The organism is Pseudomonas azerbaijanoccidentalis (genome assembly GCF_019145495.1).
Classification (GTDB): Bacteria; Pseudomonadota; Gammaproteobacteria; order Pseudomonadales; family Pseudomonadaceae; genus Aquipseudomonas; species Aquipseudomonas azerbaijanoccidentalis.
In genome coordinates this window covers 101357-122385 of record NZ_JAHSTU010000011.1, presented here as the reverse complement: position 1 = coordinate 122385, position 21029 = coordinate 101357, and the positions used below count along the sequence as shown (strand labels likewise).

Annotated in this window: 23 protein-coding genes; 10 read left to right on the top strand and 13 right to left on the bottom strand. The window is 60.1% G+C overall.

The annotated features are described in order from the left end of the window. Positions 1 to 14: 14 nt before the first annotated feature. Complete coding sequence (locus tag KVG88_RS27930) at positions 15 to 968, bottom strand: putative 2-dehydropantoate 2-reductase (RefSeq protein ID WP_217873313.1); 954 nt, start codon at positions 966 to 968, stop codon at positions 15 to 17. Beyond that, positions 965 to 1351: a thioredoxin family protein gene (locus KVG88_RS27925; RefSeq protein WP_217873312.1), complete on the bottom strand. Its 387-nt coding sequence runs from the start codon at positions 1349 to 1351 to the stop codon at positions 965 to 967. Before KVG88_RS27925 ends, KVG88_RS27930 begins: the two co-directional genes overlap by 4 nt. Between KVG88_RS27925 and KVG88_RS27920 the strand changes: the two genes are divergently transcribed. Beyond that, positions 1350 to 1793, top strand: a complete 444-nt coding sequence (locus KVG88_RS27920) for a PilZ domain-containing protein (RefSeq protein ID WP_150703801.1) — start codon at positions 1350 to 1352, stop codon at positions 1791 to 1793. The two genes, KVG88_RS27925 and KVG88_RS27920, sit on opposite strands and share 2 nt — an antisense overlap. 128 nt (positions 1794 to 1921) lie before the next feature. Then, a complete protein-coding gene (locus tag KVG88_RS27915; RefSeq protein ID WP_150703802.1) occupies positions 1922 to 2998 on the top strand; it encodes a 3-deoxy-7-phosphoheptulonate synthase in 1077 nt (358 codons plus the stop codon). 73 nt (positions 2999 to 3071) lie between these two features. Here KVG88_RS27915 and KVG88_RS27910 read toward each other — a convergent pair whose 3' ends face one another. Continuing rightward, entirely contained in the window at positions 3072 to 3359 is a 288-nt protein-coding gene (locus KVG88_RS27910; protein WP_150703803.1) for a GNAT family N-acetyltransferase, read from the bottom strand. A gap of 638 nt (positions 3360 to 3997) precedes the next feature. On the opposite strand from KVG88_RS27910, the gene oprI reads away from it, so the two are divergent. Next, complete coding sequence (gene oprI, locus KVG88_RS27905; protein WP_003183784.1) at positions 3998 to 4249, top strand: outer membrane lipoprotei OprI; 252 nt, start codon at positions 3998 to 4000, stop codon at positions 4247 to 4249. Positions 4250 to 4372: 123 nt separating this feature from the next. Here oprI and KVG88_RS27900 read toward each other — a convergent pair whose 3' ends face one another. The 3 genes from KVG88_RS27900 to KVG88_RS27890 all read right to left on the bottom strand — a co-directional run bounded on the left by KVG88_RS27900 (position 4373) and on the right by KVG88_RS27890 (position 7312). After that, on the bottom strand, positions 4373 to 5344 hold the full coding sequence (locus tag KVG88_RS27900; RefSeq protein WP_150703804.1) for a L,D-transpeptidase family protein: 972 nt from the start codon (positions 5342 to 5344) through the stop codon (positions 4373 to 4375). A gap of 1012 nt (positions 5345 to 6356) precedes the next feature. After that, on the bottom strand, positions 6357 to 6650 hold the full coding sequence (locus KVG88_RS27895; protein WP_003226812.1) for a hypothetical protein: 294 nt from the start codon (positions 6648 to 6650) through the stop codon (positions 6357 to 6359). 56 nt (positions 6651 to 6706) lie between these two features. After that, positions 6707 to 7312: an arylesterase gene (locus tag KVG88_RS27890; protein ID WP_217873311.1), complete on the bottom strand. Its 606-nt coding sequence runs from the start codon at positions 7310 to 7312 to the stop codon at positions 6707 to 6709. Between the two features lie 10 nt (positions 7313 to 7322). Here KVG88_RS27890 and KVG88_RS27885 point away from each other — a divergent pair, with 10 nt between their 5' ends. The 3 genes from KVG88_RS27885 to greB are packed head-to-tail and all read left to right on the top strand — an operon-like array spanning position 7323 to position 11042. Then, entirely contained in the window at positions 7323 to 8006 is a 684-nt protein-coding gene (locus tag KVG88_RS27885) for an ABC transporter ATP-binding protein (protein WP_034150171.1), read from the top strand. Then, complete coding sequence (locus tag KVG88_RS27880) at positions 8006 to 10510, top strand: ABC transporter permease (protein ID WP_150705466.1); 2505 nt, start codon at positions 8006 to 8008, stop codon at positions 10508 to 10510. Before KVG88_RS27885 ends, KVG88_RS27880 begins: the two co-directional genes overlap by 1 nt. A gap of 34 nt (positions 10511 to 10544) precedes the next feature. Next, positions 10545 to 11042: a transcription elongation factor GreB gene (greB, locus tag KVG88_RS27875; RefSeq protein ID WP_217873310.1), complete on the top strand. Its 498-nt coding sequence runs from the start codon at positions 10545 to 10547 to the stop codon at positions 11040 to 11042. A gap of 8 nt (positions 11043 to 11050) precedes the next feature. Here the strand turns inward: greB and KVG88_RS27870 are convergent, their stop codons facing one another. From KVG88_RS27870 to KVG88_RS27860, 3 genes are all read right to left on the bottom strand, one after another. Further along, positions 11051 to 11359, bottom strand: a complete 309-nt coding sequence (locus tag KVG88_RS27870) for a class I SAM-dependent methyltransferase (protein ID WP_150705464.1) — start codon at positions 11357 to 11359, stop codon at positions 11051 to 11053. A 248-nt stretch (positions 11360 to 11607) separates the two neighbouring features. Then, positions 11608 to 12042, bottom strand: a complete 435-nt coding sequence (locus KVG88_RS27865; protein WP_075949315.1) for a DoxX family protein — start codon at positions 12040 to 12042, stop codon at positions 11608 to 11610. 103 nt (positions 12043 to 12145) lie between these two features. Continuing rightward, positions 12146 to 13567: an MltF family protein gene (locus KVG88_RS27860; RefSeq protein ID WP_150705463.1), complete on the bottom strand. Its 1422-nt coding sequence runs from the start codon at positions 13565 to 13567 to the stop codon at positions 12146 to 12148. Positions 13568 to 13795: 228 nt separating this feature from the next. Between KVG88_RS27860 and KVG88_RS27855 the strand changes: the two genes are divergently transcribed. The 3 genes from KVG88_RS27855 to KVG88_RS27845 all read left to right on the top strand — a co-directional run bounded on the left by KVG88_RS27855 (position 13796) and on the right by KVG88_RS27845 (position 16739). Then, positions 13796 to 14605, top strand: coding sequence for a TatD family hydrolase (locus tag KVG88_RS27855; protein WP_217873309.1), 810 nt, complete (start codon positions 13796 to 13798; stop codon positions 14603 to 14605). Between the two features lie 114 nt (positions 14606 to 14719). After that, the gene (locus KVG88_RS27850) at positions 14720 to 16201 is read left to right on the top strand and encodes a methyl-accepting chemotaxis protein (protein ID WP_217873308.1); all 1482 of its coding nucleotides are present in this window, start codon (positions 14720 to 14722) and stop codon (positions 16199 to 16201) included. Positions 16202 to 16373: 172 nt separating this feature from the next. Next, positions 16374 to 16739 (top strand): DUF962 domain-containing protein, encoded by a 366-nt coding sequence (locus KVG88_RS27845; protein ID WP_150705460.1) that lies wholly within the window; start codon positions 16374 to 16376, stop codon positions 16737 to 16739. Here KVG88_RS27845 and KVG88_RS27840 read toward each other — a convergent pair whose 3' ends face one another. The 3 genes from KVG88_RS27840 to KVG88_RS27830 form a co-directional block, all read right to left on the bottom strand. Continuing rightward, positions 16740 to 17537 (bottom strand): acyl-CoA thioesterase, encoded by a 798-nt coding sequence (locus KVG88_RS27840; RefSeq protein ID WP_217873307.1) that lies wholly within the window; start codon positions 17535 to 17537, stop codon positions 16740 to 16742. Positions 17538 to 17809: 272 nt separating this feature from the next. Beyond that, positions 17810 to 18577, bottom strand: coding sequence for a CHAD domain-containing protein (locus KVG88_RS27835; RefSeq protein ID WP_150705458.1), 768 nt, complete (start codon positions 18575 to 18577; stop codon positions 17810 to 17812). 45 nt (positions 18578 to 18622) lie between these two features. Next, positions 18623 to 18901 (bottom strand): hypothetical protein, encoded by a 279-nt coding sequence (locus KVG88_RS27830; protein WP_150705457.1) that lies wholly within the window; start codon positions 18899 to 18901, stop codon positions 18623 to 18625. A gap of 222 nt (positions 18902 to 19123) precedes the next feature. Between KVG88_RS27830 and KVG88_RS27825 the strand changes: the two genes are divergently transcribed. Next, on the top strand, positions 19124 to 20164 hold the full coding sequence (locus KVG88_RS27825) for a patatin-like phospholipase family protein (protein ID WP_150705456.1): 1041 nt from the start codon (positions 19124 to 19126) through the stop codon (positions 20162 to 20164). A 140-nt stretch (positions 20165 to 20304) separates the two neighbouring features. Here the strand turns inward: KVG88_RS27825 and KVG88_RS27820 are convergent, their stop codons facing one another. Then, positions 20305 to 21003, bottom strand: coding sequence for a response regulator (locus KVG88_RS27820; protein WP_150704726.1), 699 nt, complete (start codon positions 21001 to 21003; stop codon positions 20305 to 20307). Positions 21004 to 21029: the final 26 nt, after the last annotated feature.

Sequence of the window (21029 nt, the reverse complement as noted above, 5' to 3'; positions counted from 1 at the left end):
CTTGCCGAAACGACTCAAACGTTGCGCCGATCGATAAAACTCAAGCTGCGATACAGCGCTTCGATTCGCGGCAGTTCACATCCCGCCGCTTTTGCCGCAGCCAGCGGCCGGGCGTAAAGGGCTTGCAGCTCCAGCGGTCGCTTATGCAGAAAATCGTGGTACATGCTCGGCCAGTAATCCGGCATTTTCTCGGTCATCATGAACAGATGCTCAGCGTAGCCCGCCGGTACATCGTGACCACAGGCGATGGCGCCCTGCACCACTTCAGCCATCAGCGCCTTGATCATTTCACGGCTGTCGTCATCGGCCATCAACGGTGTAGTGCTCGCGCCGAGCAACACCGACAGACCGTTGTAAGGGATATTCCAGACCAGTTTTTGCCAGCGTGCCTGATGCAGGTTCGCCATGGCCTGGGAATCGATGCCGGCACTACGGAACAACCCGACGCCTTCCTCGACAATCGCTGCCCATGCCGACTCATCGGCAGAGCCACTGTGATAACCCACGTGCACCGCGCCAAGCGCCTGATGGGTGATGACGCCCGGCCCTTCGCGATGAACGCAGATGTAACAGAGGCCACCGAGCAAATGCAGCGAATCAGGAAGAAGCTCGCGCAGGCTGTCTTCGACATCCAGGCCGTTCTGCAACAACAAGACCTTGGCATTCGGCGCGGCGGCTTGCAGGATCGCCGGCGCCAGGTCGGCGTTACTGGTGGTCTTGGCGCCCACCAGCAGCCAGTCGCAAGGCGGCATGTCTTCGGCGCTCGAATAGGCCTGCACCGGATTCAATGTCAGCGCACCGTGCGGCGCACTCTGCACCTGCAACCCGCGCTCGGCTACCGCCGAAAACTCACTGCGCAACAGAAAGTGCACATCGAAACCGGCACGCGCCAGCATCACCCCGTAGAAACCACCGATTGCACCGGTTCCGATAATACCGACCGTCGGTTTGGCAACTGCCCCCATCATGGCAACTCCTCTGCTGTTCGACTCAGCGCCTGACGGATCGCTCGATTGAGTTCGGTCGCGGTCAGGCGCGAATGCAATGCCCCGAAGAACTCGCCGTCGCGCACCACAAACAGCGCCGGCAAGTGAAAGACCTGATAACGCTCGACCACCCCGCCGTTGTTCCCGGCATCGATCCAGCACAGTCGATCGACGGCCAGATCGAGTGCCGGCAATTGTTCGCGGGCAAACCGGCAACTGGAACAGCCGACGCTGGTGAAGATAACCAGCGACACGCCGTTCATCGTCAGCAGCCGTTGGTCGGCGTCGAAATCGGTCAGTTCCGATTCGACCACTATACTGGGGGAAACAATGTCAGATGGCCGACACAGGGAGTCCGTGTTCATGGGACGATTCATTCCTCATCCTGACGATGTGCCTGTGGAGTTAACGCTGCTCAAACCTGAGTGTATTTCGCGGCGCCAGCTGCACACTATCAGCCTCGGGGGCATGGCTTGCAATTATCACCGCGCATGGCGCCACGGTACGGCGCTGGAAGTGCGCATGCCGACACTGAACCCCGACATGCGCTTTCTGGGCTACGTGGCCTGGTGTCTGCGACGCAAGCGCGGCTATCTGGTGGGCATTGCCTTCGTTGACGAGCAAACGCTGTTCAGTGCCCGGATGGGCGAGCAGGTGTGCCAGATCGAACGCTATTGCCGCCAGCACGATGTCCACGATGACCTGCAGGAAGTTCAGGCGCTGGCCCTCGAATGGGTCCAGGAGCACGCCGACGAGTTCTCCAACGAAACGGTTCGCAAGGCATTTGCACTGCCTGTACTGGATTAAAGCACTGCCAGCCCATTGTCTAGCCACGGTGTAACGCGCTAAGGTTCGGCTCCCCGACGCGCTTAATTTGCTGTGCTCCGCCGCGCGGGTTCGCTGGCGGCCGGCACCCGTGACCTGACGAGTAAACGATGGCTGATTTACCGATCAACGACCTAAACGTCGCCTCCAACGAGACACTGATCACCCCCGATCAGCTCAAGCGCGATATTCCCCTGAGCGACGCTGCCTTGCGCACCGTGACCAAGGGCCGCGAAGTCATTCGCAACATTCTCGATGGCACCGACCACCGCCTGTTCGTCGTCATCGGGCCTTGCTCGATCCACGACATCAAGGCCGCGCACGAATACGCCGAGCGCCTGAAGGTTCTCGCCGCGGAAGTGTCCGATACCCTGTATCTGGTCATGCGCGTGTATTTCGAGAAACCACGCACCACCGTTGGCTGGAAAGGCTTGATCAACGATCCGTACCTGGACGACTCGTTCAAGATCCAGGATGGCCTGCACATCGGTCGTCAGCTGTTGCTGGACCTGGCTGAAAAAGGCCTGCCGACTGCCACCGAAGCCCTCGACCCGATCTCCCCGCAATATTTGCAGGACCTGATCAGCTGGTCGGCCATCGGCGCACGCACCACCGAGTCCCAGACTCACCGTGAAATGGCGTCCGGCCTGTCCTCCGCCGTTGGCTTCAAGAACGGCACCGATGGCGGCCTGACCGTGGCGATCAACGCCCTGCAATCGGTTTCCAGCCCGCACCGCTTCCTGGGGATCAACCAGGAAGGTGGCGTGTCGATCGTGACCACCAAGGGCAATGCCTACGGTCACGTCGTACTGCGCGGCGGCAACGGCAAGCCGAACTATGATTCGGTCAGCGTCGCGCTGTGCGAACAAGCGCTGAACAAGGCGAAAATCAAGCCGAACATCATGGTCGACTGCAGCCACGCCAACTCCAACAAAGACCCGGCCCTGCAACCGCTGGTGATGGAGAACGTCGCCAACCAGATCCTCGAAGGCAACCAGTCGATCATCGGCCTGATGGTCGAGAGTCACCTGAACTGGGGCTGCCAGGCGATCCCGAAAGACCTCGCCGACCTGCAATACGGCGTGTCGATCACTGATGCCTGCATCGACTGGACCGCTACTGAGAACACCTTGCGCAGCATGCATGCCAAGCTCAAGGAAGTGCTGCCGAAACGCGCTCGTACCTGATCGCGTTTTTCGCCAGACAAAAAAACGCCGGGCTCAACCCGGCGTTTTTTTTATGCGTTCGTTTTGTTGAAGGTCACTGACTCAGCTTGGCCGCATGCCGCTGGTGACGCTCCATGTAGCGCTCAACGTAGGAGCACGAAGGGATGACGGTGTAGCCCATCTCCTCGGCGTACTGCAGCGCGTGCTCGGTCAGTGCAGCCGCAATACCACGCCCACGCAGTGCGTTAGGCACGAACGTGCGGTAGATATCCAGGGTCTGTTTTCCTAGATCCATATAAGTCAGGTAGGCACGATGACCGTCCACATTGGTCTCGAACTGATGACCAGCCTGGTCATGGTGGATGGACAACGCCTCGCTCATCACTACTCCTCGCGGGTCTTGGATTCCGACCCCTACCTTACCGATGTTTTTCCGGCGAAGGAACATCTACGCCACCCCGTGCCTAATGGACACCGAGAAGAGCTACACCGATCTCGCGCAACCGAGCACGTACAAATAGTAGGCACCATTGGCAGAAATGCTCAAGGTACGCTCGTCATCATGCAGGTTGGCAGGTGCTGCTCCGGGTCACGCAGGACTGGCTCGACCGAAGATCCCCCAGGGTCGAAAGCCTGAACATTGCCGGATGTTGAGACTTAAGACGAGCGCCCGTTGTTAAAGTCACCTGAATAACCAGAAAGATATTGAGAGACGCCGCGCAAAATCCGAACAAAAGTGTAGACGAATCCATCTAGCCAGACTTTAGCCAAGACTGGAAAAAGAGCCGTGGGCGTCGGGAACTTTTCTTCTCCGGCTCGCTCAGCTCGGGCCTTCTAGCTGGATATTTTTTAAACAGTGCAGTTAAAAGTTGCTCGAAAAAGAATCAACGCCTACAATTTTTTTTGCTTCTTGCTTCACGTCAGTTTTACTTACTACAAGTTATGGGTAGTATGTACGCCGGCTATTTCCTCACTCTGAGGAGACAGCTACTTAATAGAAAGTCCTTGAAGGGGAACACGATGAACAACGTTCTGAAATTCTCTGCTCTGGCTCTGGCCGCAGTTCTGGCTACCGGTTGCAGCAGCGCATCGAAAGAAACCGAAGCACGTCTGACCGCTACTGAAGACGCAGCAGCTCGCTCCCAAGCTCGTGCAGACGAAGCTTACCGTAAAGCTGATGAAGCTCTGGCTGCTGCTCAAAAAGCACAACAGACTGCTGACGAAGCTAACGAGCGTGCTCTGCGCATGCTGGAAAAAGCTAGCCGCAAGTAATAGTCCTTCGGGATTGTTATCAAGCCGACCCATTTTTGGGTCGGCTTTTTTATTGCCCGGGATTTAATGCAGGCAATAAAAAACCCGTCGATGCGACCAGCACCGACGGGTTCCTTTCAAGCCTTACTGCAGTGGGTCGAGAGGCGCGCTCGATACCATCGGCGCAGCACCACTCGGTACGCCGATTTCCACCGGCAAGCCATCTTCGGCCGCAACCACATCACGCACTACATCCCAGTTCATGCGCAGGTTGTTGGTGATGTCTTCACGCTTGAGCATCGCGTTGATCACGGCAGTGTGCTTGTCGACCACGGACGGGTTGCCCTTGTCGTCCAGCGGCGTGTGGGCTTCCAGGTAGACCTTGCCGCCGCTCACGCCGAACTTGTAGGAATCGTTGATGATCCGCACCGACGTGCCGACTGGCACCATGCCCGCCATTTCCAGCACGTTGTTGTTGAACATGCGGAAGCAACCGTGGCTGGTGCGCATGCCGATGCCGAACTTCTTGTTCGAACCGTGGATAAGGTAGCCCGGCGTGCCCAAAGTGAACTTGAACGGCCCCAGCGGGTTGTCTGGACCGGCCGGCACCACGTTCGGCAGCGGATCACCGTCAGCGGCGTGCTCGGCCTTGATCGACGCTGGAGGCGTCCAGGTCGGGTTCGGCGTCTTGGCGGTGATGCTGGTGTGGGCGATCGGCGAGCCCCAGCCTTCACGACCGATACCCAGCGGGAAGGTGTAGACCACGTTCCTGCCTTTCGGGAAGTAATAGAGGCGGTATTCGGCCAGGTTGATCACGATGCCTTCACGCGGGCCGGGCGGCAGGATGAAACGGGTCGGCAGCACGATCTCGGTGCCGGCGCCCGGCAACCATGGGTCGACGCCCGGGTTGGCCGCGACCATTTCCGTGTAGCCCAGGTCGTAGGTGGTGCCAAGGTCAGCGAAGGTATCTTCGTACTTGGCCTTGATCACTTGTACCTGGCCGACAATGTCTTCCCCAGGCGGTGGTAGTGGCAGCTCCAATGCTGCAACGGGACCCGTCACACAGAGGGCGGCAAGTGTCAGGCAGCGGGTGACGGCAGGAAAGCGCGGCAACATCCGGAAAATCCTTCGCATGATCAACAGAGGGTATAAGAACGCGATTGTACACCGCTGTCTGTTATTTCGGGGAGATCGCCCGATTACAGGCGATACAAGGCAATTTTCTACTTGGGATCGGCACCCAGCCCCTGCAGCAGCTGTCGAGCGAAGCGAGGCTGCGAGCTTTTGATGGGGAGGCATCCGCGAAATGTTGGTCGGCTGTCAGGGCGTCATCGCCAGCAGGCTGGCTCCCACAGGGTTAGTGGTGTTTGCAGATTTTTTCGACGACCGAAATTACGGTGGGAGCCAGCCTGCTGGCGATGAGGGCGCCCCATTCAACATTGATGTTGGCTGTCAGGGCGCTATCGTCAGCAGACCTCGGGGAGATCGCCCGATTACAGGCGATGCAAGGCAATTTTCTGCTTGGGATCGGCACCCAGCCTCTGTAGCAGCTGTCGAGCGAAGCGAGACTGCGAGCTTTTGATTGGGGTTGCATACGCAAAATGTTGGTCGGCTGTCAGGGCGTCTTCGCCAGCAGGCTGGCTCCCACAGGGTTAGTGGTGTTTGCAGATATTTCGACGACCGAAATTACGGTGGGAGCCAGCCTGCTGGCGATGAGGGCGCCCCATTCAACATTGATGTTGGCTGTCAGGGCGCTATCGTCAGCAGACCTCGGGGAGATCGCCCGATTACAGGCGATGCAAGGCAATTTTCTGCTTGGGATCGGCACCCAGCCTCTGTAGCAGCTGTCGAGCGAAGCGAGGCTGCAGCTTTTGATGGGGAGGCATCCGCGAAATGTTGGTCGGCTGTCAGGGCGTCATCGCTGGCAAGCCAGCTCCCACAGAAGAGCAAAGCGGCGTACACAGAAGCTCTTCACCACTCCACAGGCTGAGTGGAGGCGTTTATCCGGGGGTGGGCGCGTAGCGCCGTGCGGCGAAACCGCACACATCGAGAGGAGGTTGAAGCGAAGCCAACCGTAGGCGATGCCCCCGGATGAATGCCGGAGCGAAGGAACACCGAGGTAAAAAGGCTAAAGCTCAAACCGCAATTCAGGCCAGATCGGCGAAGTCCCACGCTTCTGCGATTCCAGAATAGCCCGACACAACGAACACAACCGCTGATCCTGAAACACCCGCCGATCAACACTCGACCAACGCGGCTGCGCCGGCAACAGACTGCCGCACAAGGTCCGATCAGCCGAACCACCCAACTCCAACTGACGCGTCACAAGATGTACCCGCACTTCCTGGCAGGCGAACAGATCCAGCTGTTCGTCAGGCTCGATCAGTTGATAGGCAAATAGTGACCAGGCAGGACGCGGCATCGGGGGCTCCAAATCGGGGGCGCCACCTTAGCCGAAAGCCTGCCTATAGAAAAGTGTCATAACAGCGGTTTTAGAGTAGGCCAGACATTTTCCAGCAACTTGTCCTGAGCCCCGGCCGCCGGGTGTATGCCATCGGCCTGCATCAGGTCGGGATGACCACCCACGCCCTCGAGAAAAAACGGCACCAGCGGGATTTTCTTCTCGTCGGCCAGGCTGCTGTAAACATCGGCAAAAGCCTTGGTGTAACGCGCACCGTAATTGGGTGGTAATTGCATGCCGAGCAACAGCACCTTGGCGCCACTGGCACGGGAGCTGTCGATCATCGACGCAAGATTTTGTTGCAATTGCGTTGGCAGCAATCCGCGCAGTCCGTCATTGCCGCCCAACTCGAGGATCACCAACTCCGGTTTATGCTCTGCAAGCAGCGCCGGCAGCCGCGCCTGGCCACCGGCACTGGTGTCGCCGCTGATGGACGCATTGATCACTTTATCGTCAAAACCTTCGCGCTTGAGCCGCTGCTCAAGCAACGACACCCACCCCAGCCGGGTATCCAGCCCGAAACCAGCGCTGATACTATCGCCAACGATCAGGACAGTACCCGCCGCTGCGTTCTGGGCCATGCACATCAGGGCCAGGCCAGCACTCAAAAACCACACACGCATCGGATTCTCCATGGGCGCAAGCATTCTCACCGCGAAGAACCTCAGCAAAGTGGTTCCCAGCGCGGAAGGTGAACTGACTATCCTGCACGAACTCAGCCTGGAACTGAACAAGGGCGACAGCCTGGCCATCGTCGGCGCGTCCGGTTCCGGCAAATCCACCCTCCTCGGTTTGCTGGCCGGCCTCGACTTGCCCAGCAGCGGAGAAGTCACTCTCGCCGGCCAAGGCCTGAGCAACCTCGACGAAGACCAGCGCGCGCGCATTCGCGCCGAGCATGTCGGTTTTGTCTTCCAGTCATTCCAGTTACTCGACAGCCTCAACGCGCTGGAAAACGTCATGCTGCCGCTGGAGCTTGATGGCCGCAAGGATGCCCGTGGCCGTGCCACCGAGCTGCTGCAACGGGTCGGCCTGGGTCAACGCCTGACCCACTCGCCCCGCCAGCTCTCGGGTGGCGAGCAGCAGCGCGTGGCGATTGCCCGAGCGTTTGCCGCCGAGCCCGATGTGCTCTTCGCCGATGAGCCAACCGGCAACCTCGACAGTCACACCGGTGAGCGCATCAGCGACTTGCTGTTCGAGCTCAACAAAGAGCGCGGCACGACGCTGGTGCTGGTGACCCACGATGAACGCCTGGCACATCGCTGCCGGCGCCTGATCCGTCTTGAAGCCGGCCTGCTGGTCGCCCCTCTGGAGCCTTGATGGCACGTCTGCCGCTGTTGCGCCTGTTCAGCCTCGCCATCCGCCAACTGCTGCGCGACGCTCGCGCTGGTGAATTGCGCGTATTGTTTTTCGCGCTACTGGTGGCCGTGGCCGCGAGTACCGCCATCGGTTACTTCGGCGCCCGCCTGAACGGCGCCATGATGCTGCGCGCCACCGAATTCCTGGGGGCCGATCTGGTGCTGGAGGGCAGCTCACCGGCGCGCCCCGAGCAGATCCAGAGCGGCACCGAGCTTGGCCTTCAACATGCGCAGGTGGTGGAGTTCTCCAGCGTCATCGCCACCGACAACGGCATTCAGCTGTCCAGCATCAAGGCTGCCGACGACATCTACCCATTGCGCGGCGAACTGAAAAGCGCCCCAGCCCCCTTCGCCCCGGAAGAACCCGGTGGCGGCCCGAAACCCGGCGAAGCCTGGGTCGAGGCCCGGTTGCTGACGGCGCTGAATTTGAAGATCGGCGACAGCATCGATGTCGGCATGAAAACCCTGACACTGGCGCGAGTGTTGACCTACGAACCCGACCGCGCCGGCAATTTCTACAGTTTGACGCCACGAGTACTGATCAACCTCAGCGACCTCACCGCCACCGGCGTGGTGCAGCCCGGCAGCCGGGTCAGCTACCGCGAACTCTGGCGCGGCAACGCCGAAACCCTGGAAACCTATCGACAACTGATCAAACCGGGCCTCGCCGCCAACCAGCGCATTCAGGACGCGCGCGATGGCAACCGGCAAATCGGCGGCGCCCTGGGCAAGGCCGAGCGTTACCTGAACATGGCCAGTCTGGTCGCGGTGTTGTTGGCCGGGGTGGCGGTGGCGCTGTCGGCGACGCGCTTCGCCACACGCCGCTTCGATGCCAGTGCATTGTTGCGCTGCCTTGGTTTGTCCCGACGTGAAACCCTGGTCCTGTTCAGCCTGCAACTGACCGTGCTGGGCCTGCTCGCCAGCATCAGCGGTGCCGTCATTGGCTGGCTCGCGCAATTGGGGCTGTTCGCTTTGCTACATGACTTGTTGCCGACCGACGTACCGCCCGGTGGCCTGTTTCCGGCCATCGCCGGGATCGGCACAGGCCTGGTGGCGCTGGCCGGTTTTGCCTTGCCGCCACTGGCTGCATTGGGTCGCGTTCCACCGCTGCGCGTATTGCGGCGAGACATGCTGCCAATCCCCTCCAGCACCTGGATGGTCTACGGCGCTGCATTGGGCGCCCTCGGCCTGATCATGTGGCGCCTGAGCCTGGACCTGTTACTGACCTTCGCCCTGCTCGGCGGTGGCGTCATAGCTGCGCTGGTACTGGGTGGCTTGCTGTTGCTGCTGCTCAAAAGCCTGCGACGGATGCTTGCCCGCGCCTCCTTGCCGTGGCGACTGGGACTGGGTCAACTGCTGCGTCATCCCCTGGCGGCGGCGGGACAATCGCTGGCATTCGGCCTGATTTTGCTGTCGATGGCGCTGATCGCGCTGCTGCGCGGTGAGTTGCTGGACACCTGGCAAAACCAGTTGCCGAAAAACGCACCGAATTACTTTGCGCTGAACATTCTGCCGGGCGACAAACAGGCCTTCGCTGATCGCCTGATGGAGCTGTCGGCTCAATCGGCGCCGCTGTACCCGGTAGTGCCGGGACGCCTGATCAGCATCAACGGCGAAGCGGTGCAGCAGATTGTCACCAAAGAGTCCGCAGGCGATCGCGCCATCCAGCGTGACTTGAGCCTGACCTGGGCGGCGGACCTGCCCGCCGGCAACAAACTCACCGCCGGCAACTGGTGGCCCGAGCAGACGCCGGATGACATTCCCGGCGTCTCGGTGGAAGGCAAAGTCGCCGAAAGCCTGAAGCTCAAGTTGGGCGACCATCTGGTCTTCACCGTCGGCGGGGTCAATCGCGAGGCCAAGGTCACCAGTCTGCGGGAGATCAACTGGGATAACTTCCAGCCGAACTTCTTCATGATCTTCCAGCCCGGCACCTTGAAGGATCTACCGGCGACTTACCTGACCAGTTTTTATCTGGCCTCGGGTCATGACCAGCAGATCGTCGATCTGTCCCGGTCTTTCCCGGCCGTGACCATTCTGCAAGTCGAGGCACTGCTGGAGCAGTTGCGCAGCATCCTCGCCCAAGTCACTTTGGCGGTGGAGTACGTGTTGTTGTTCGTGCTGGCAGCAGGGATGGCGGTGTTGTTTTCCGGTCTGCAAGCGACACTCGACGAGCGCATTCGTCAGGGTGCTTTACTTCGAGCGCTGGGCGCGGAGCGGCAATTGCTGGTCAAGGCGCGGCGGATCGAGTTCGGATTGTTGGGTGCGGTCAGCGGTTTGCTTGCAGCGCTGGGCTCGGAAGTCGTGAGCCTGGTGTTGTATCGATATGCGTTCGATCTACCGTGGCATCCGCATCCGTGGCTGCTGGTTTTGCCACTGATCGGTGCGGTACTGATCGGCGGCGCCGGTGTATTCGGCACTCGCCGCGCCTTGAACGCCAGCCCGCTGACAGTTTTGCGCGAGGGTTGATAAACTCAAACGCTGTTCATCACAAGAAGTCGCCATGAGCCGTTACCGCCCTCCCCGCTCCGCCGGCACCGCGCTGATCACCCCCGAAGGTGAAGCGCGGATGCGCGCCGAGTTTCATGAGCTCTGGCACGTCCGGCGGCCGCAAGTCACGCAATCTGTCAGTGAGGCGGCGGCACAGGGCGATCGCTCGGAAAACGCCGAGTACACCTACGGCAAAAAAATGCTGCGCGAAATCGACAGCCGCGTGCGTTTTCTCACCAAGCGCCTGGAAGCGCTCAAGGTCGTCAGCGAAAAACCCAGCGACCCGAACAAAGTCTATTTCGGCGCTTGGGTCACGATCGAAGATGGGGATGGCAAAGAGTCACGCTACCGTATTGTCGGGCCGGATGAGCTGGACCTCAAACAAGGCCTGATCAGCATCGACTCACCACTGGCCCGCGCCTTGATCGGCAAGGCACTGGACGCAGAAGTTCGGGTCCAGACGCCGACCGGCGAACAATGCGTGTATATCGTGGCGATCGATTATCCGTAAGTCGCCGCTCAGCGACGGGTAATCAGCCCTTGCCGGGCGACACGGGTCAATTGCCGGATGACTTCAGGGGCGTCTTCGAGGCTCGGCGATTGAATCACTGCCAGATCAAAACTGTCGCTGGCGAAACGGGCCAGGGACTCGCCGTCTTCAACGAACTGGATCAGGAACGCAGCCGGACCGCCCGTACGACGTGGCCAGCCATCGAGATAACGCAAAAGCGTTGGCTGATGTTTACCGCCAAGCAGGATTTTTGGGTTGCGCTGGGTGAGATGTGCCGTGATCGGCGCGGGACGTACTACGGGGCTTAGTGCATTCATTGTGTCGTGTCTCTGCCTCAAAAGTCTGCATGGCAGGTGAGAGGCAACACCGAACCAGCGCTTTAGCGGTATTTCGAAGCCTGTTTCAAGCTTCTATCGGTAACTGAATGAGTCACCTGGCGCCCCGCAAGTAGCTGTTTAAATCGGCGCATGAGCAGCATCCTAGAGAAGCTGACCGGACAGTGTCAAGAATGACGCGCAACAAAAAAGGCCCGCACAATGCGGGCCTTTTCGTTGAGCCAGAGCGGTCAGCCGGCGATGGCGCGGTCTGCCGAGAGCTTGCCGGCGCCTTCGATCAGCACTGCGATGCTGCCACCGAGCAGTGCGAGGGCGAACTCATAACCGTTGTTGGCCATGAACAAACCGTTGCTGATGTGCACCGAGAAGATCGCCACCAGGGAAAGGAACGTCAGGCCCAACGCCGCCGGACGAGCCAGCAGGCCGATGATCAATGCCAGCCCGGCGAAGAACTCCGTGCCGCCTGCCAGCGTTGCCATCAGGTAGCCCGGCGCCAGGCCGATGCTTTCCATGTACTGCGCGGTGCCGGCCAGACCATAGCCACCGAATGCGCCGAACAGTTTCTGCGAGCCGTGGGCAGCGAAAATGATGCCGACGACAATACGCAGAACAGTCAGGCCGTAGCCAGCGCGGGTAAACAGTACCTTGTTGATCAGTGTGCTCATGCTGTGTCATCCATTGTTTGTGTGTGTTGGTTGGCCGCTATATTAATCAGTAAATTTCATGTTAAAAGCGCAAAAAATCCACCTTAACAATCAGTTTATTCGATCACTTACGAAGGGCAACTTTTTGCCCCTGGGGCTCCAACGACTCCCGCTCCCGATCGAACGCCAGGTAATACTTGTTCACGCTATTAACATAGCTGACAGGCCCCATTCCCACCTGCTCCATGGCAACGCGCTCAACCTGGAAAAACCACTGGTTGGGATTCAAGCCCCGCCGCCGCGCTTCGGCACGCATGCCCTGAACCCGCTCCGGCCCGATGTTGTAGGCCGCCAGCACGAACGCCATGCGCTCGCGCTCGTTGAGTTTGGGGCTGGCGAAGAACTTGCGACGAATCATCGCCAGGTATTTGGCCCCGGCCTGCACATTGGCATCCAGGTCCTGAATGTTGTTGACCCCTACCCGCTGGGCCGCGGAAGGCGTGATCTGCATCAGCCCCGTCGGTGCACCGCCACTGCGGGCCGTGGGTTTGAGGCCCGACTCCTTGAACGCCAGGGCCGCCAGATTCAGCCAGTCCATGCCTTGGGCATCGGCATGTTTTTGCAGTACCGGTCGAAGCTTTTCCAGACGCTGGCGGTCAGCCTTGGCCAGCGGATAGTGAACCTGATACAGGCGCCGATAGATGCGCAAGAACGCAGCATCCTGATCCGACGGCTTTTTGTAACCGGTGAGAAAGCGATCAATGCTGGCTCGCAGCATCGATGCGTCGCGACGCACGAACCAGAACTCTTCGCCCGGCTCGCTGATGAGCACTTGTCGATCGACGCGCAGTTTCGGCAGGATCTTGCCCCAGCGCTCGGCGATCGGTTGCTCGACGATGGTCAGGTGAAAGATCCCGCCCTGAACCATCTCCAACACGTCTTCGACCGCCAGACTGGGATCGACCCATTCGATGGTGACCGGTGGCAGTTTATGCAGAGCGAGCTTTTGGTTGATCTGACTGATCGCATCACCGGCGGCACTGCCGTTCGGTAACGCCAGGGTTTTACCCGAGAGCTGCTCGAGACGGGTGTAGCGACGCTCGCCTTTGATGCCCACCAGCACCAGCGGAATGTTGCTGGCAACCGGTTCGCTGCTGCTGACAGCGAACCCCGGTTGCAGGTCGAGCAATTCACCTGGTGCTACAAGATCACCCTCCCCACGCTGCAACGCGCCGAGCAGTTGATCCTTGGCTTTGGGGATGATCTTGAGGGTGATTTCCTGACCGTCACGGGCGTGACCGTTGAGGTATTGCTCAAAGGCGCGCAAGCGATGATATTCGACGCCGATGGCCTGGCCCTGGACTTCACCGGAACTGTTGCGGCTCTGGTTGACCAACACGCGCAGCACACGGCTGCTGCGGATTTCCGTCAGGTCGCGCACTTTGGCGGCCGGCACGGCTTGCAGCGGGCCAGGCAGACGCGCGACCGCCGACATCGGCAGCAGCAGCGAACAGCACAGCAGTAGCAAAACCGAGGGACGAATCATCCACTCTCCGGAAAGAATTCGGGTTGATCACATGAGCTGAAATCACGCGACAAAAACAGGGCGCCTGAGCGCTGGCAAAGTGCGAAAGACTGGCACAGTGATGGCACTCTGACCACCCTGCCCACTCCCGCGGAATCAAATGACAGCTATAACTCGTTGTAGTTCTTGGTTTTTCTTATAAATCTACAGCTCTGATATGCTTTCCGGCCTTTGGTCCGAGGTAGCACCATGCAACTCATCGATATCGGCGTCAACCTGACCAACCCCAGTTTTGCCGACAAACACCAGGCTGTACTCGACCGCGCCTATGCCGCTGGCGTGTGCCAATTGGTACTGACCGGCACCAATGTCGAGGGCAGTGAACAGGCGCTGGAACTGTGCCAGCAACTCGACGAAAGCGCCCAACGGCTGTTCGCCACGGCCGGCATTCACCCCCACGCGGCCAGTGACTGGAACGCCGACAGTGCCAGCCGCCTGCGCAGCCTGCTCAAGGAGCCTAATGTGGTCGCCGTGGGTGAATGCGGTCTGGATTTCAACCGAGATTTCTCGCCGCGTCCCCAACAGGAAAAAGTCCTGGAAGAACATCTGGCACTGGCCGTTGAACTGCAAATGCCGGTGTTTCTGCACGAGCGCGATGCCAGTCAGCGTCTGCTGGAAATCCTCCGTGACTACCGCGATCAACTGCCGGCTGCCGTGGTGCACTGCTTCACCGGGGAGAAGGCAGCGCTGTTCAGCTACCTCGACCTTGATTTGCACATCGGCATTACGGGCTGGATCTGCGATGAGCGCCGGGGCACGCACTTGCATCCGTTGGTCAAGGAAATCAAGCGCGGACGCCTGATGCTGGAGAGTGATGCCCCGTACCTGCTGCCGCGCAGTTTGCGGCCGAAGCCGAAGAATGGCCGCAATGAACCGGCTTATCTGACCGAGGTGTTGCGCGAAGTGGCGTTGCATCGCGGGGAGACCCAGGAGGATCTGGCGGCACACACGACCGCGTGCGCGCGAGCGTTCTATGGGTTGCCCTCTATTCCTGAGTGATCCTCATACAGGTCGTGATGCGGCTCATTGACCTGCATCAAGATTCGAATCCCTGCATAGCGGCACAATAATGGCACCTTGCCAATGCTGTTTCCGCTATCAGAGAAGACCTCCATGGGTGCCTGGCTTAGCAATATCTCGCTGAAGTACAAATTCTGGGCGGTGAACGCCGTCGCCTTCATCACCACCCTGTTGCTGGTGCTCTACGCCGTGCAACTCGAACAGCAGGCCCGCAACCATGCCGCGCAGGCATCGGCGCAGGCGCAGGCGCGATTGCTGGGGGCCTGGCCAGTCGGGCAGGCGCTGCCCAAAGCCGAGAACCTGCTGACGCTCAATCGCGGGCAAGCGCCGTCGTTCAATCAACAACCGCTGCCGGAATTGGCCGGGGCCAACGGTTGGGTCGAGATCAATGCCATGCCGTTGTTCGGCGACAACCTGCTGATCGGCGCCGAGGTGTTCACGCGCGCGGATGGCCAGCAGGTCGGTGTCGTGGCCCATGGGCCGAGCCTGAGCCAGGTGTTCGCAGAGCGTTTCGCCCATTACGCCGTGGCGGTGTTCGTGTTGATGCTGGCCATGCTCGGTGCGTCGCAGCTGTTGATCCGCTTCTTGCTCAGCCAGCTCAACACCTTGAAAGACGTGATGCTTCACGTGGAAAAAACCGGTGATCTGTCGGCCCGCGTTCCACTGGCCGGCCGCGATGAAGTCGGGCAGATGGCCAACGCCTTCAATGCCATGCAGGCCGGCTATCAACGGGTGGTCAACACCGTCGCCAGCACCGCGCAGCAACTCGATGATGGTGCCGCACGCCTGGCCTCAAGCATGAACGAGGTGCAGCACGGCATGCTTGGCCAGCAGAGTGAAACCGATCAGGCCGCCACCGCGATCAACGAAATGACCGCCACCGTCTACCACATCGCCCAACACGCCGGCGCCACCCGCGACCTCTCGCAATCGGCCGATAGCCTGGCCGGCAGTGGGCAAGCGGTGGTCATGCGTGTACAGAAGTCGATTGCCGGGCTGTCCACCGGGGTGCAGCAAACCGCCGAGATGATTCAGCGCCTCGCCGAGGACAGCCAGAAAATCAACGGCGTGGTCAATGTGATTCACAGCATCGCCGAGCAGACCAATCTCCTGGCGCTGAACGCTGCAATTGAAGCAGCCCGGGCCGGTGAAATGGGCCGCGGGTTTGCGGTGGTCGCCGATGAAGTACGCAACCTGGCCAAGCGCGTGCAGGCCTCGACGGATGAAATTACCGTGATGGTTTCAGCGTTGCAGGCTGGGACACGGGACGCCGTGGACTTCATGCAGGAAAGCTCGTTCAAGGCTGACGACTGCGTGCAACAGGCGCAGGAAGCCGGCGAAGCGTTGGCGCAAATCACCGGCGCGGTGGCGCAGATGCGTGAAAGCAACACGCAGATCGCCGTGGCGGCCGAGCAGCAGAGTCAGGTGGCAGAGGAAATGAACCGGGCGGTGGTAAGCATCCGCGATGTGACCGAGAACACCGTGCAACAGACCGTCAGTTCTGCGACGACCAGTCATGAACTGGCGGCGCTGGCCGCAGAGTTGAGCAAAGCTATCGGGCAGTTGAAACTTTAAAGAATAAAGATCGCAGCCTGCGGCAGCTCCTACAGGGATCGCTTACACCCGTAGGCTGCGATCTTTTTTGCCCATTACATCTATCGCCGCCATAGCCAACCTTGATTCGCCGCCCGCCCCGAGCGGGCCTATTCTTCAAGCATGTGTTCAACATGGATCGAGGATTAGCATCATGGGCAAACGTCATCCCAACCTTCCCGCCTGGCAATGGCGTGCCTACCCGAACAATCACCAGCACCCGACCAACCTGGTGCTGCACTTGATTGCCGTGCCGCTGTTCATCGTGGCGTTCCTGCTGATTGTTTCCGGGGTGTTCGGCCTGAACCTGGCCAACTTCGCCATTGGCATCATCGGCGTGATCGCGGCGCTCGGCCTGCAACGCCATGGCCACAGCCTGGAAGTACAAGCGTCGGAGCCGTTCAGCGATCGCAAAGACGCGGTCTCGCGTCTATTGGTCGAGCAATTCCTGACCTTTCCGCGGTTTTTCCTCAGTGGCGGTTGGTGGCGCGCCTGGCGGGAACGCCACCGTCGTCACTGATCAGGCAAACACGGTTACCGTTTGCCGGCTCAGGGCAATCAACCGGCCTTGCGCGTCCCACATTTTCGCGGCGGCGTGGCCGTAACCATTGGCGGCGTATTCGGTTTCGACCAAGTATTTGCACCAGTCCAGGGTGCTCAGTTCAAGCAACGGCTGCACAAACTCGATGGTCCAGGTCAGCGTGCTGCCCATTGCCGGTTTTTTCAGAAATGGCATTACGGCCGGCGGCCAGGCGTCCACCAGCGCAAGAATGTGCGACTCAGTGATCGGCTCCTCCTTCACGTCTCCACGCAAACGCACCCAGCCCCCCATTTGCCGCGATGTGCTGCCGCTGAACGGCAGCCCGCCGACGCTCCAGCGCATCGCCAGATGACGCATGAATTCCGGGATGCCACCCTCGATGAAAGGCAGCTCCTGGCAGTCGTCCCAATGCTTCATCTCGGGCGCCGGCTCGGCCGGCACCGCCACCTCCGAAGGACGCGAGGCGCCGAAGCTGCCCTGAATCAGCGTCACCACTTGCCCCTTCTGCAGGGCTCGCCCCAAGACCTGGCTGACAGCCTTGCCTTCGCGCAGTACGTCGACCTCAAAGCTGACCGGCACCTCGGGTTCGACCGGGCCAACGAAGGTGATCGCCAGCGAGCGCACCGGTCGATCCGCCGGCACCTTCGCGCGCATGGCTTCGTACTGCAAGGCAGCCACCAGGCCACCGAAACTGGCTCGCCCTTGCGCCCAGCCAGCGGGGATAGTCAGCTCCAACGGTTGGCGGCGGACGGCGTCGAGCAGGTCGCAAAAGCGCATGAAAACCTCAGAAGCAGGAAAAGGATGTAGGAATCTTAACCAGCCGGCAAAGGCTGTACAGCGCGCATTCCGGCCAAATTGACTGACAGATGGGACGGATAAGACCGGCCTTGACCCATCTGTAGCAGCTGCCGAAGGCTGCGTCCGGCTGCGCAGCGACCGTAGAATGGGCCACCACGGTTTTACAGGTACACCGAGGTCATCGATTTGACGACTGCTGCGCAGCCGAACGCAGCCTTCGGCAGCTGCTACAAAATCTCGTCGCGTGGTTTTCAGGATTCGAAGCAGTCAGCGCTGAGCTTGTCCAGCACACGGTCGGCACGCTGTTCGGCCTTGGCCATGGCGGTGTGCCAACCGGCGACACAGGGGCGCAAATCCGCTTCCTGCTCGGCAATGGCCAGCCACTGCAGGCAGTCATGCCAGTCGCCCAATGCGCCCTGAGCCGATTTCAATCGGGGCATGGCGGCTTTCGGCAGGCGATCCAGTTCGGGGTAAGCATCGATGCCATAGCGCACACGCTTGATCAGCAGGCGCAAGCGATGGCGGTCATGGGCGGGATCGTGCAGGGCTTCGTCGAGTTTTTTCCACTGTTTGCCCAGGCGCTTCTTGATGCGCTTGCCCAAACCCTGGAGCAAGTCCTGACGCTGGGCAGCACGCAAGAAACGCGGAAACGCATCGAGAATGACCAGTAATTGCGCCAGTTCGGTGCTGCTCGCCACGGCGGGATACGCCTCGGCCATCTGCGCTAAACGCCGTTGCGCAGCTTCAGGTTGATCATGCTCAAGCAGATACGCCGCCAACACTTCGCGATCACGCCAGGGCGTGGTCAGGTCGCCGACAGCGGACGCCGCCGTTTCCAGCTGCTCGACGCCTGGCAGTCCGCGCAAAGGCCGCAGCAGGCTGCGCAAACGGCGCACGGTGGTGCGCAGGTCGTGCAAGGCCTCGGGGTCGGTCCGGGCTGTCAGGCGCGCCTGACAGGCCAGCAAACGAACTTCCAGGCCCAACACGTGGGCCACTAATCGATCAACCAATGCCGACATCGCCTGCTCCCTGACTCGAACGTCCCCGTGGTTTTACATCATGCCTCAACGGCCAGCGCGTGACTCGCGAATATAAAAGCGCGCTTTCTCGGCCTTCTTGGTGCAACCTTCGAACCCTTCGAATTGTTGCTGGGTTTTGGCCGCGGTCAACAATGACAAGGCCTTGGAGTAGCTGACGGTCCCGGCGAAGCCCTCAGCCTTGGCCAGGTCCAGCTCGTGCCATGCGGCATCGATATTACTGCCGCAGCTGTCACGATAAGCAGTTTTACCGGCACAACCGGCGAGTGCCAGGGCAATCAATGGCACACAAATCCAGGCTTTCATCAAACACACCTCAGAGATAGGGAAAACAGTCATGCAGGTAGGACGGTCTGGCACGGGAAAAGTGCCGTCCATCGCCAGCGCAAACTATAGCGCTGGAGAGAATATCCATCTGCCGCCATGGAGTGTCGAAAAAACGACGCGTTCGCCGCCCCGAGCGACCTTGGCGATTGAAGCGCGCCCCTCGATGGGTGCATTGTTGAACCATTCAAACGAGGGCGATCAATGAAAAAGCGTGTCGCACTGGTGTTGGGCTCGGGTGGAGCCCGGGGTTATGCCCATATTGGCGTCATCCAGGAAATTGAACGGCGCGGTTACGATATCGCCTGTATCGCCGGTTGTTCCATGGGGGCAGTGGTGGGCGGGATCTATGCCGCCGGCAAGCTCGATGAGTACCGCGACTGGATCGAGAGTCTGGATTACCTCGATGTGTTGCGTCTGGTGGATGTCAGTTTTCGTCTGGGGGCGATCCGCGGGGAGAAAGTCTTCGGGCAGATTCGCAAGATTGTCGGCGAGATCAATATCGAAGACCTGCGCATCCCCTACACGGCGGTGGCCACGGACCTGACCAACCAGCAGGAGATCTGGTTCCAGGAAGGCTGTCTGCATCAGGCCATGCGCGCCTCCGCGGCCATTCCGAGCCTGTTCACCCCGGTGATGCAGGGCAATCGCATGCTGGTCGATGGCGGCATTCTCAACCCGCTGCCAATCGTGCCGGTGGTGTCCAGCCACTGCGATTTGATCATCGCGGTCAACCTCAACTCCACCAACCAGCGTCATTATCAATTACCGGTGATCGAGCGCCCCGCCGCGTTCAAAAGCCGTTTTAACAGCCTGCTGAATTCCCTCGGTTCGAAAATGCCGTTTCGGCGTAAACAGGCAGAACAATTGCTGTTGCTGGAGAAGGAGGCGTTGATGGCCGAAGCGGCCGATATCAACCCGTGGATCGAGTCCGCCGAACCCGAAGCCCAGCAACCGGCGGCTGCACCCGAGCGAGCCGGTGCGCCAAAGTCTGCGACCGGTTCGTTCATCATCGACAACGTCGGGCCAGCGTCTTTGCTGGACTTGATCAACCAGAGTTTCGAGGTCATGCAGACGTCGTTGGCGCAGTACAAGATTGCCGGGTATCCACCGGACATTTTGATCAACGTGCCAAAGCGGGTGTGCCGGTTTTTCGAATTTTACAAAGCGCCGGAATTGATCGCGCTGGGGCGGGAAATCGCGCGGGATACGCTGGACCGCTATGAGAGTGAGCGCGATTCCTGAGTTCTCGAGTGTATGTGAGGGCCCCATCGCGAGCAGGCTCGCTCCCACAGGGGTCTTCAGTGTTCAAAATATTGAGTTCACCACCAATTCACTGTGGGAGCGAGCCTGCTCGCGATAGGGCCGGAACAGGCGACACAAAACTACAGGCTGCCCTCACTCAACAACCGATACCCCACTCCCGCTTCGGTCACGATAAATCGAGGCTGGGTCGGGTCATCTGCCAGCTTCTGGCGCAAATGCCCGACCACAATCCGCAAGTAATGGCTGTCGTCGGTATGAGTCGGCCCCCAGATATCCTTGAGCAACTGCTGCTGGGTGATGACCCGCCCGGGATGGCGCGCCAGTTGCGCCAGCACGGCGTATTCCTTGCGGGTCAGCGCCACTTCGGTGCCATCGAGCAGCACCCGGCGATACGCCAGATCCACCGTCAACGGGCCGAACGTCAGTGCCGCTTGTTGGGCTTCGCCCGCCGGTGCCTGACGCAACAGCGCACGTATCCTGGCGAGGAACTCCTGGATGCCAAAGGGTTTGGTCACGTAATCGTTGGCGCCGCCATCCAGCGCTTCGACTTTTTGCCCCTCGCCAGCACGCACCGACAGCACCAGCACGGGCACCGTCGACCATTCGCGAAACTCGCGTAAAACCTGCTGGCCGTCCATGTCCGGCAAACCGAGGTCGAGCACCAGCAAATCCGGTTTGTTCAAAGCGGCCTGGGCCAGCCCTTCGGTGCCGGTGCCAGCCTCCAGCACTTTGTAGCCTTGGGAAGCGAGGCTGATGCGCAGGAATTTTCGAATCTGCGGTTCGTCGTCGATGACCAGGATGGTCGCGGTCTGGCTCATGAATTCACATCAACACAAATAAGTGG

Excerpts from the sequence above, each read along its gene's own strand:
- KVG88_RS27930 (WP_217873313.1), bottom strand. The coding sequence starts at position 968 with ATGATGGGGGCAGTTGCCAAACCGACGGTCGGTATTATCGGAACCGGT.
- KVG88_RS27920 (WP_150703801.1), top strand. The coding sequence starts at position 1,350 with ATGGGACGATTCATTCCTCATCCTGACGATGTGCCTGTGGAGTTAACG.
- KVG88_RS27925 (WP_217873312.1), bottom strand. The coding sequence starts at position 1,351 with ATGAACACGGACTCCCTGTGTCGGCCATCTGACATTGTTTCCCCCAGT.
- KVG88_RS27915 (WP_150703802.1), top strand. The coding sequence starts at position 1,922 with ATGGCTGATTTACCGATCAACGACCTAAACGTCGCCTCCAACGAGACA.
- KVG88_RS27910 (WP_150703803.1), bottom strand. The coding sequence starts at position 3,359 with ATGAGCGAGGCGTTGTCCATCCACCATGACCAGGCTGGTCATCAGTTC.
- oprI (WP_003183784.1), top strand. The coding sequence starts at position 3,998 with ATGAACAACGTTCTGAAATTCTCTGCTCTGGCTCTGGCCGCAGTTCTG.
- KVG88_RS27900 (WP_150703804.1), bottom strand. The coding sequence starts at position 5,344 with ATGTTGCCGCGCTTTCCTGCCGTCACCCGCTGCCTGACACTTGCCGCC.
- KVG88_RS27895 (WP_003226812.1), bottom strand. The coding sequence starts at position 6,650 with ATGCCGCGTCCTGCCTGGTCACTATTTGCCTATCAACTGATCGAGCCT.
- KVG88_RS27890 (WP_217873311.1), bottom strand. The coding sequence starts at position 7,312 with ATGCGTGTGTGGTTTTTGAGTGCTGGCCTGGCCCTGATGTGCATGGCC.
- KVG88_RS27885 (WP_034150171.1), top strand. The coding sequence starts at position 7,323 with ATGGGCGCAAGCATTCTCACCGCGAAGAACCTCAGCAAAGTGGTTCCC.
- KVG88_RS27880 (WP_150705466.1), top strand. The coding sequence starts at position 8,006 with ATGGCACGTCTGCCGCTGTTGCGCCTGTTCAGCCTCGCCATCCGCCAA.
- greB (WP_217873310.1), top strand. The coding sequence starts at position 10,545 with ATGAGCCGTTACCGCCCTCCCCGCTCCGCCGGCACCGCGCTGATCACC.
- KVG88_RS27870 (WP_150705464.1), bottom strand. The coding sequence starts at position 11,359 with ATGAATGCACTAAGCCCCGTAGTACGTCCCGCGCCGATCACGGCACAT.
- KVG88_RS27865 (WP_075949315.1), bottom strand. The coding sequence starts at position 12,042 with ATGAGCACACTGATCAACAAGGTACTGTTTACCCGCGCTGGCTACGGC.
- KVG88_RS27860 (WP_150705463.1), bottom strand. The coding sequence starts at position 13,567 with ATGATTCGTCCCTCGGTTTTGCTACTGCTGTGCTGTTCGCTGCTGCTG.
- KVG88_RS27855 (WP_217873309.1), top strand. The coding sequence starts at position 13,796 with ATGCAACTCATCGATATCGGCGTCAACCTGACCAACCCCAGTTTTGCC.
- KVG88_RS27850 (WP_217873308.1), top strand. The coding sequence starts at position 14,720 with ATGGGTGCCTGGCTTAGCAATATCTCGCTGAAGTACAAATTCTGGGCG.
- KVG88_RS27845 (WP_150705460.1), top strand. The coding sequence starts at position 16,374 with ATGGGCAAACGTCATCCCAACCTTCCCGCCTGGCAATGGCGTGCCTAC.
- KVG88_RS27840 (WP_217873307.1), bottom strand. The coding sequence starts at position 17,537 with ATGCGCTTTTGCGACCTGCTCGACGCCGTCCGCCGCCAACCGTTGGAG.
- KVG88_RS27835 (WP_150705458.1), bottom strand. The coding sequence starts at position 18,577 with ATGTCGGCATTGGTTGATCGATTAGTGGCCCACGTGTTGGGCCTGGAA.
- KVG88_RS27830 (WP_150705457.1), bottom strand. The coding sequence starts at position 18,901 with ATGAAAGCCTGGATTTGTGTGCCATTGATTGCCCTGGCACTCGCCGGT.
- KVG88_RS27825 (WP_150705456.1), top strand. The coding sequence starts at position 19,124 with ATGAAAAAGCGTGTCGCACTGGTGTTGGGCTCGGGTGGAGCCCGGGGT.
- KVG88_RS27820 (WP_150704726.1), bottom strand. The coding sequence starts at position 21,003 with ATGAGCCAGACCGCGACCATCCTGGTCATCGACGACGAACCGCAGATT.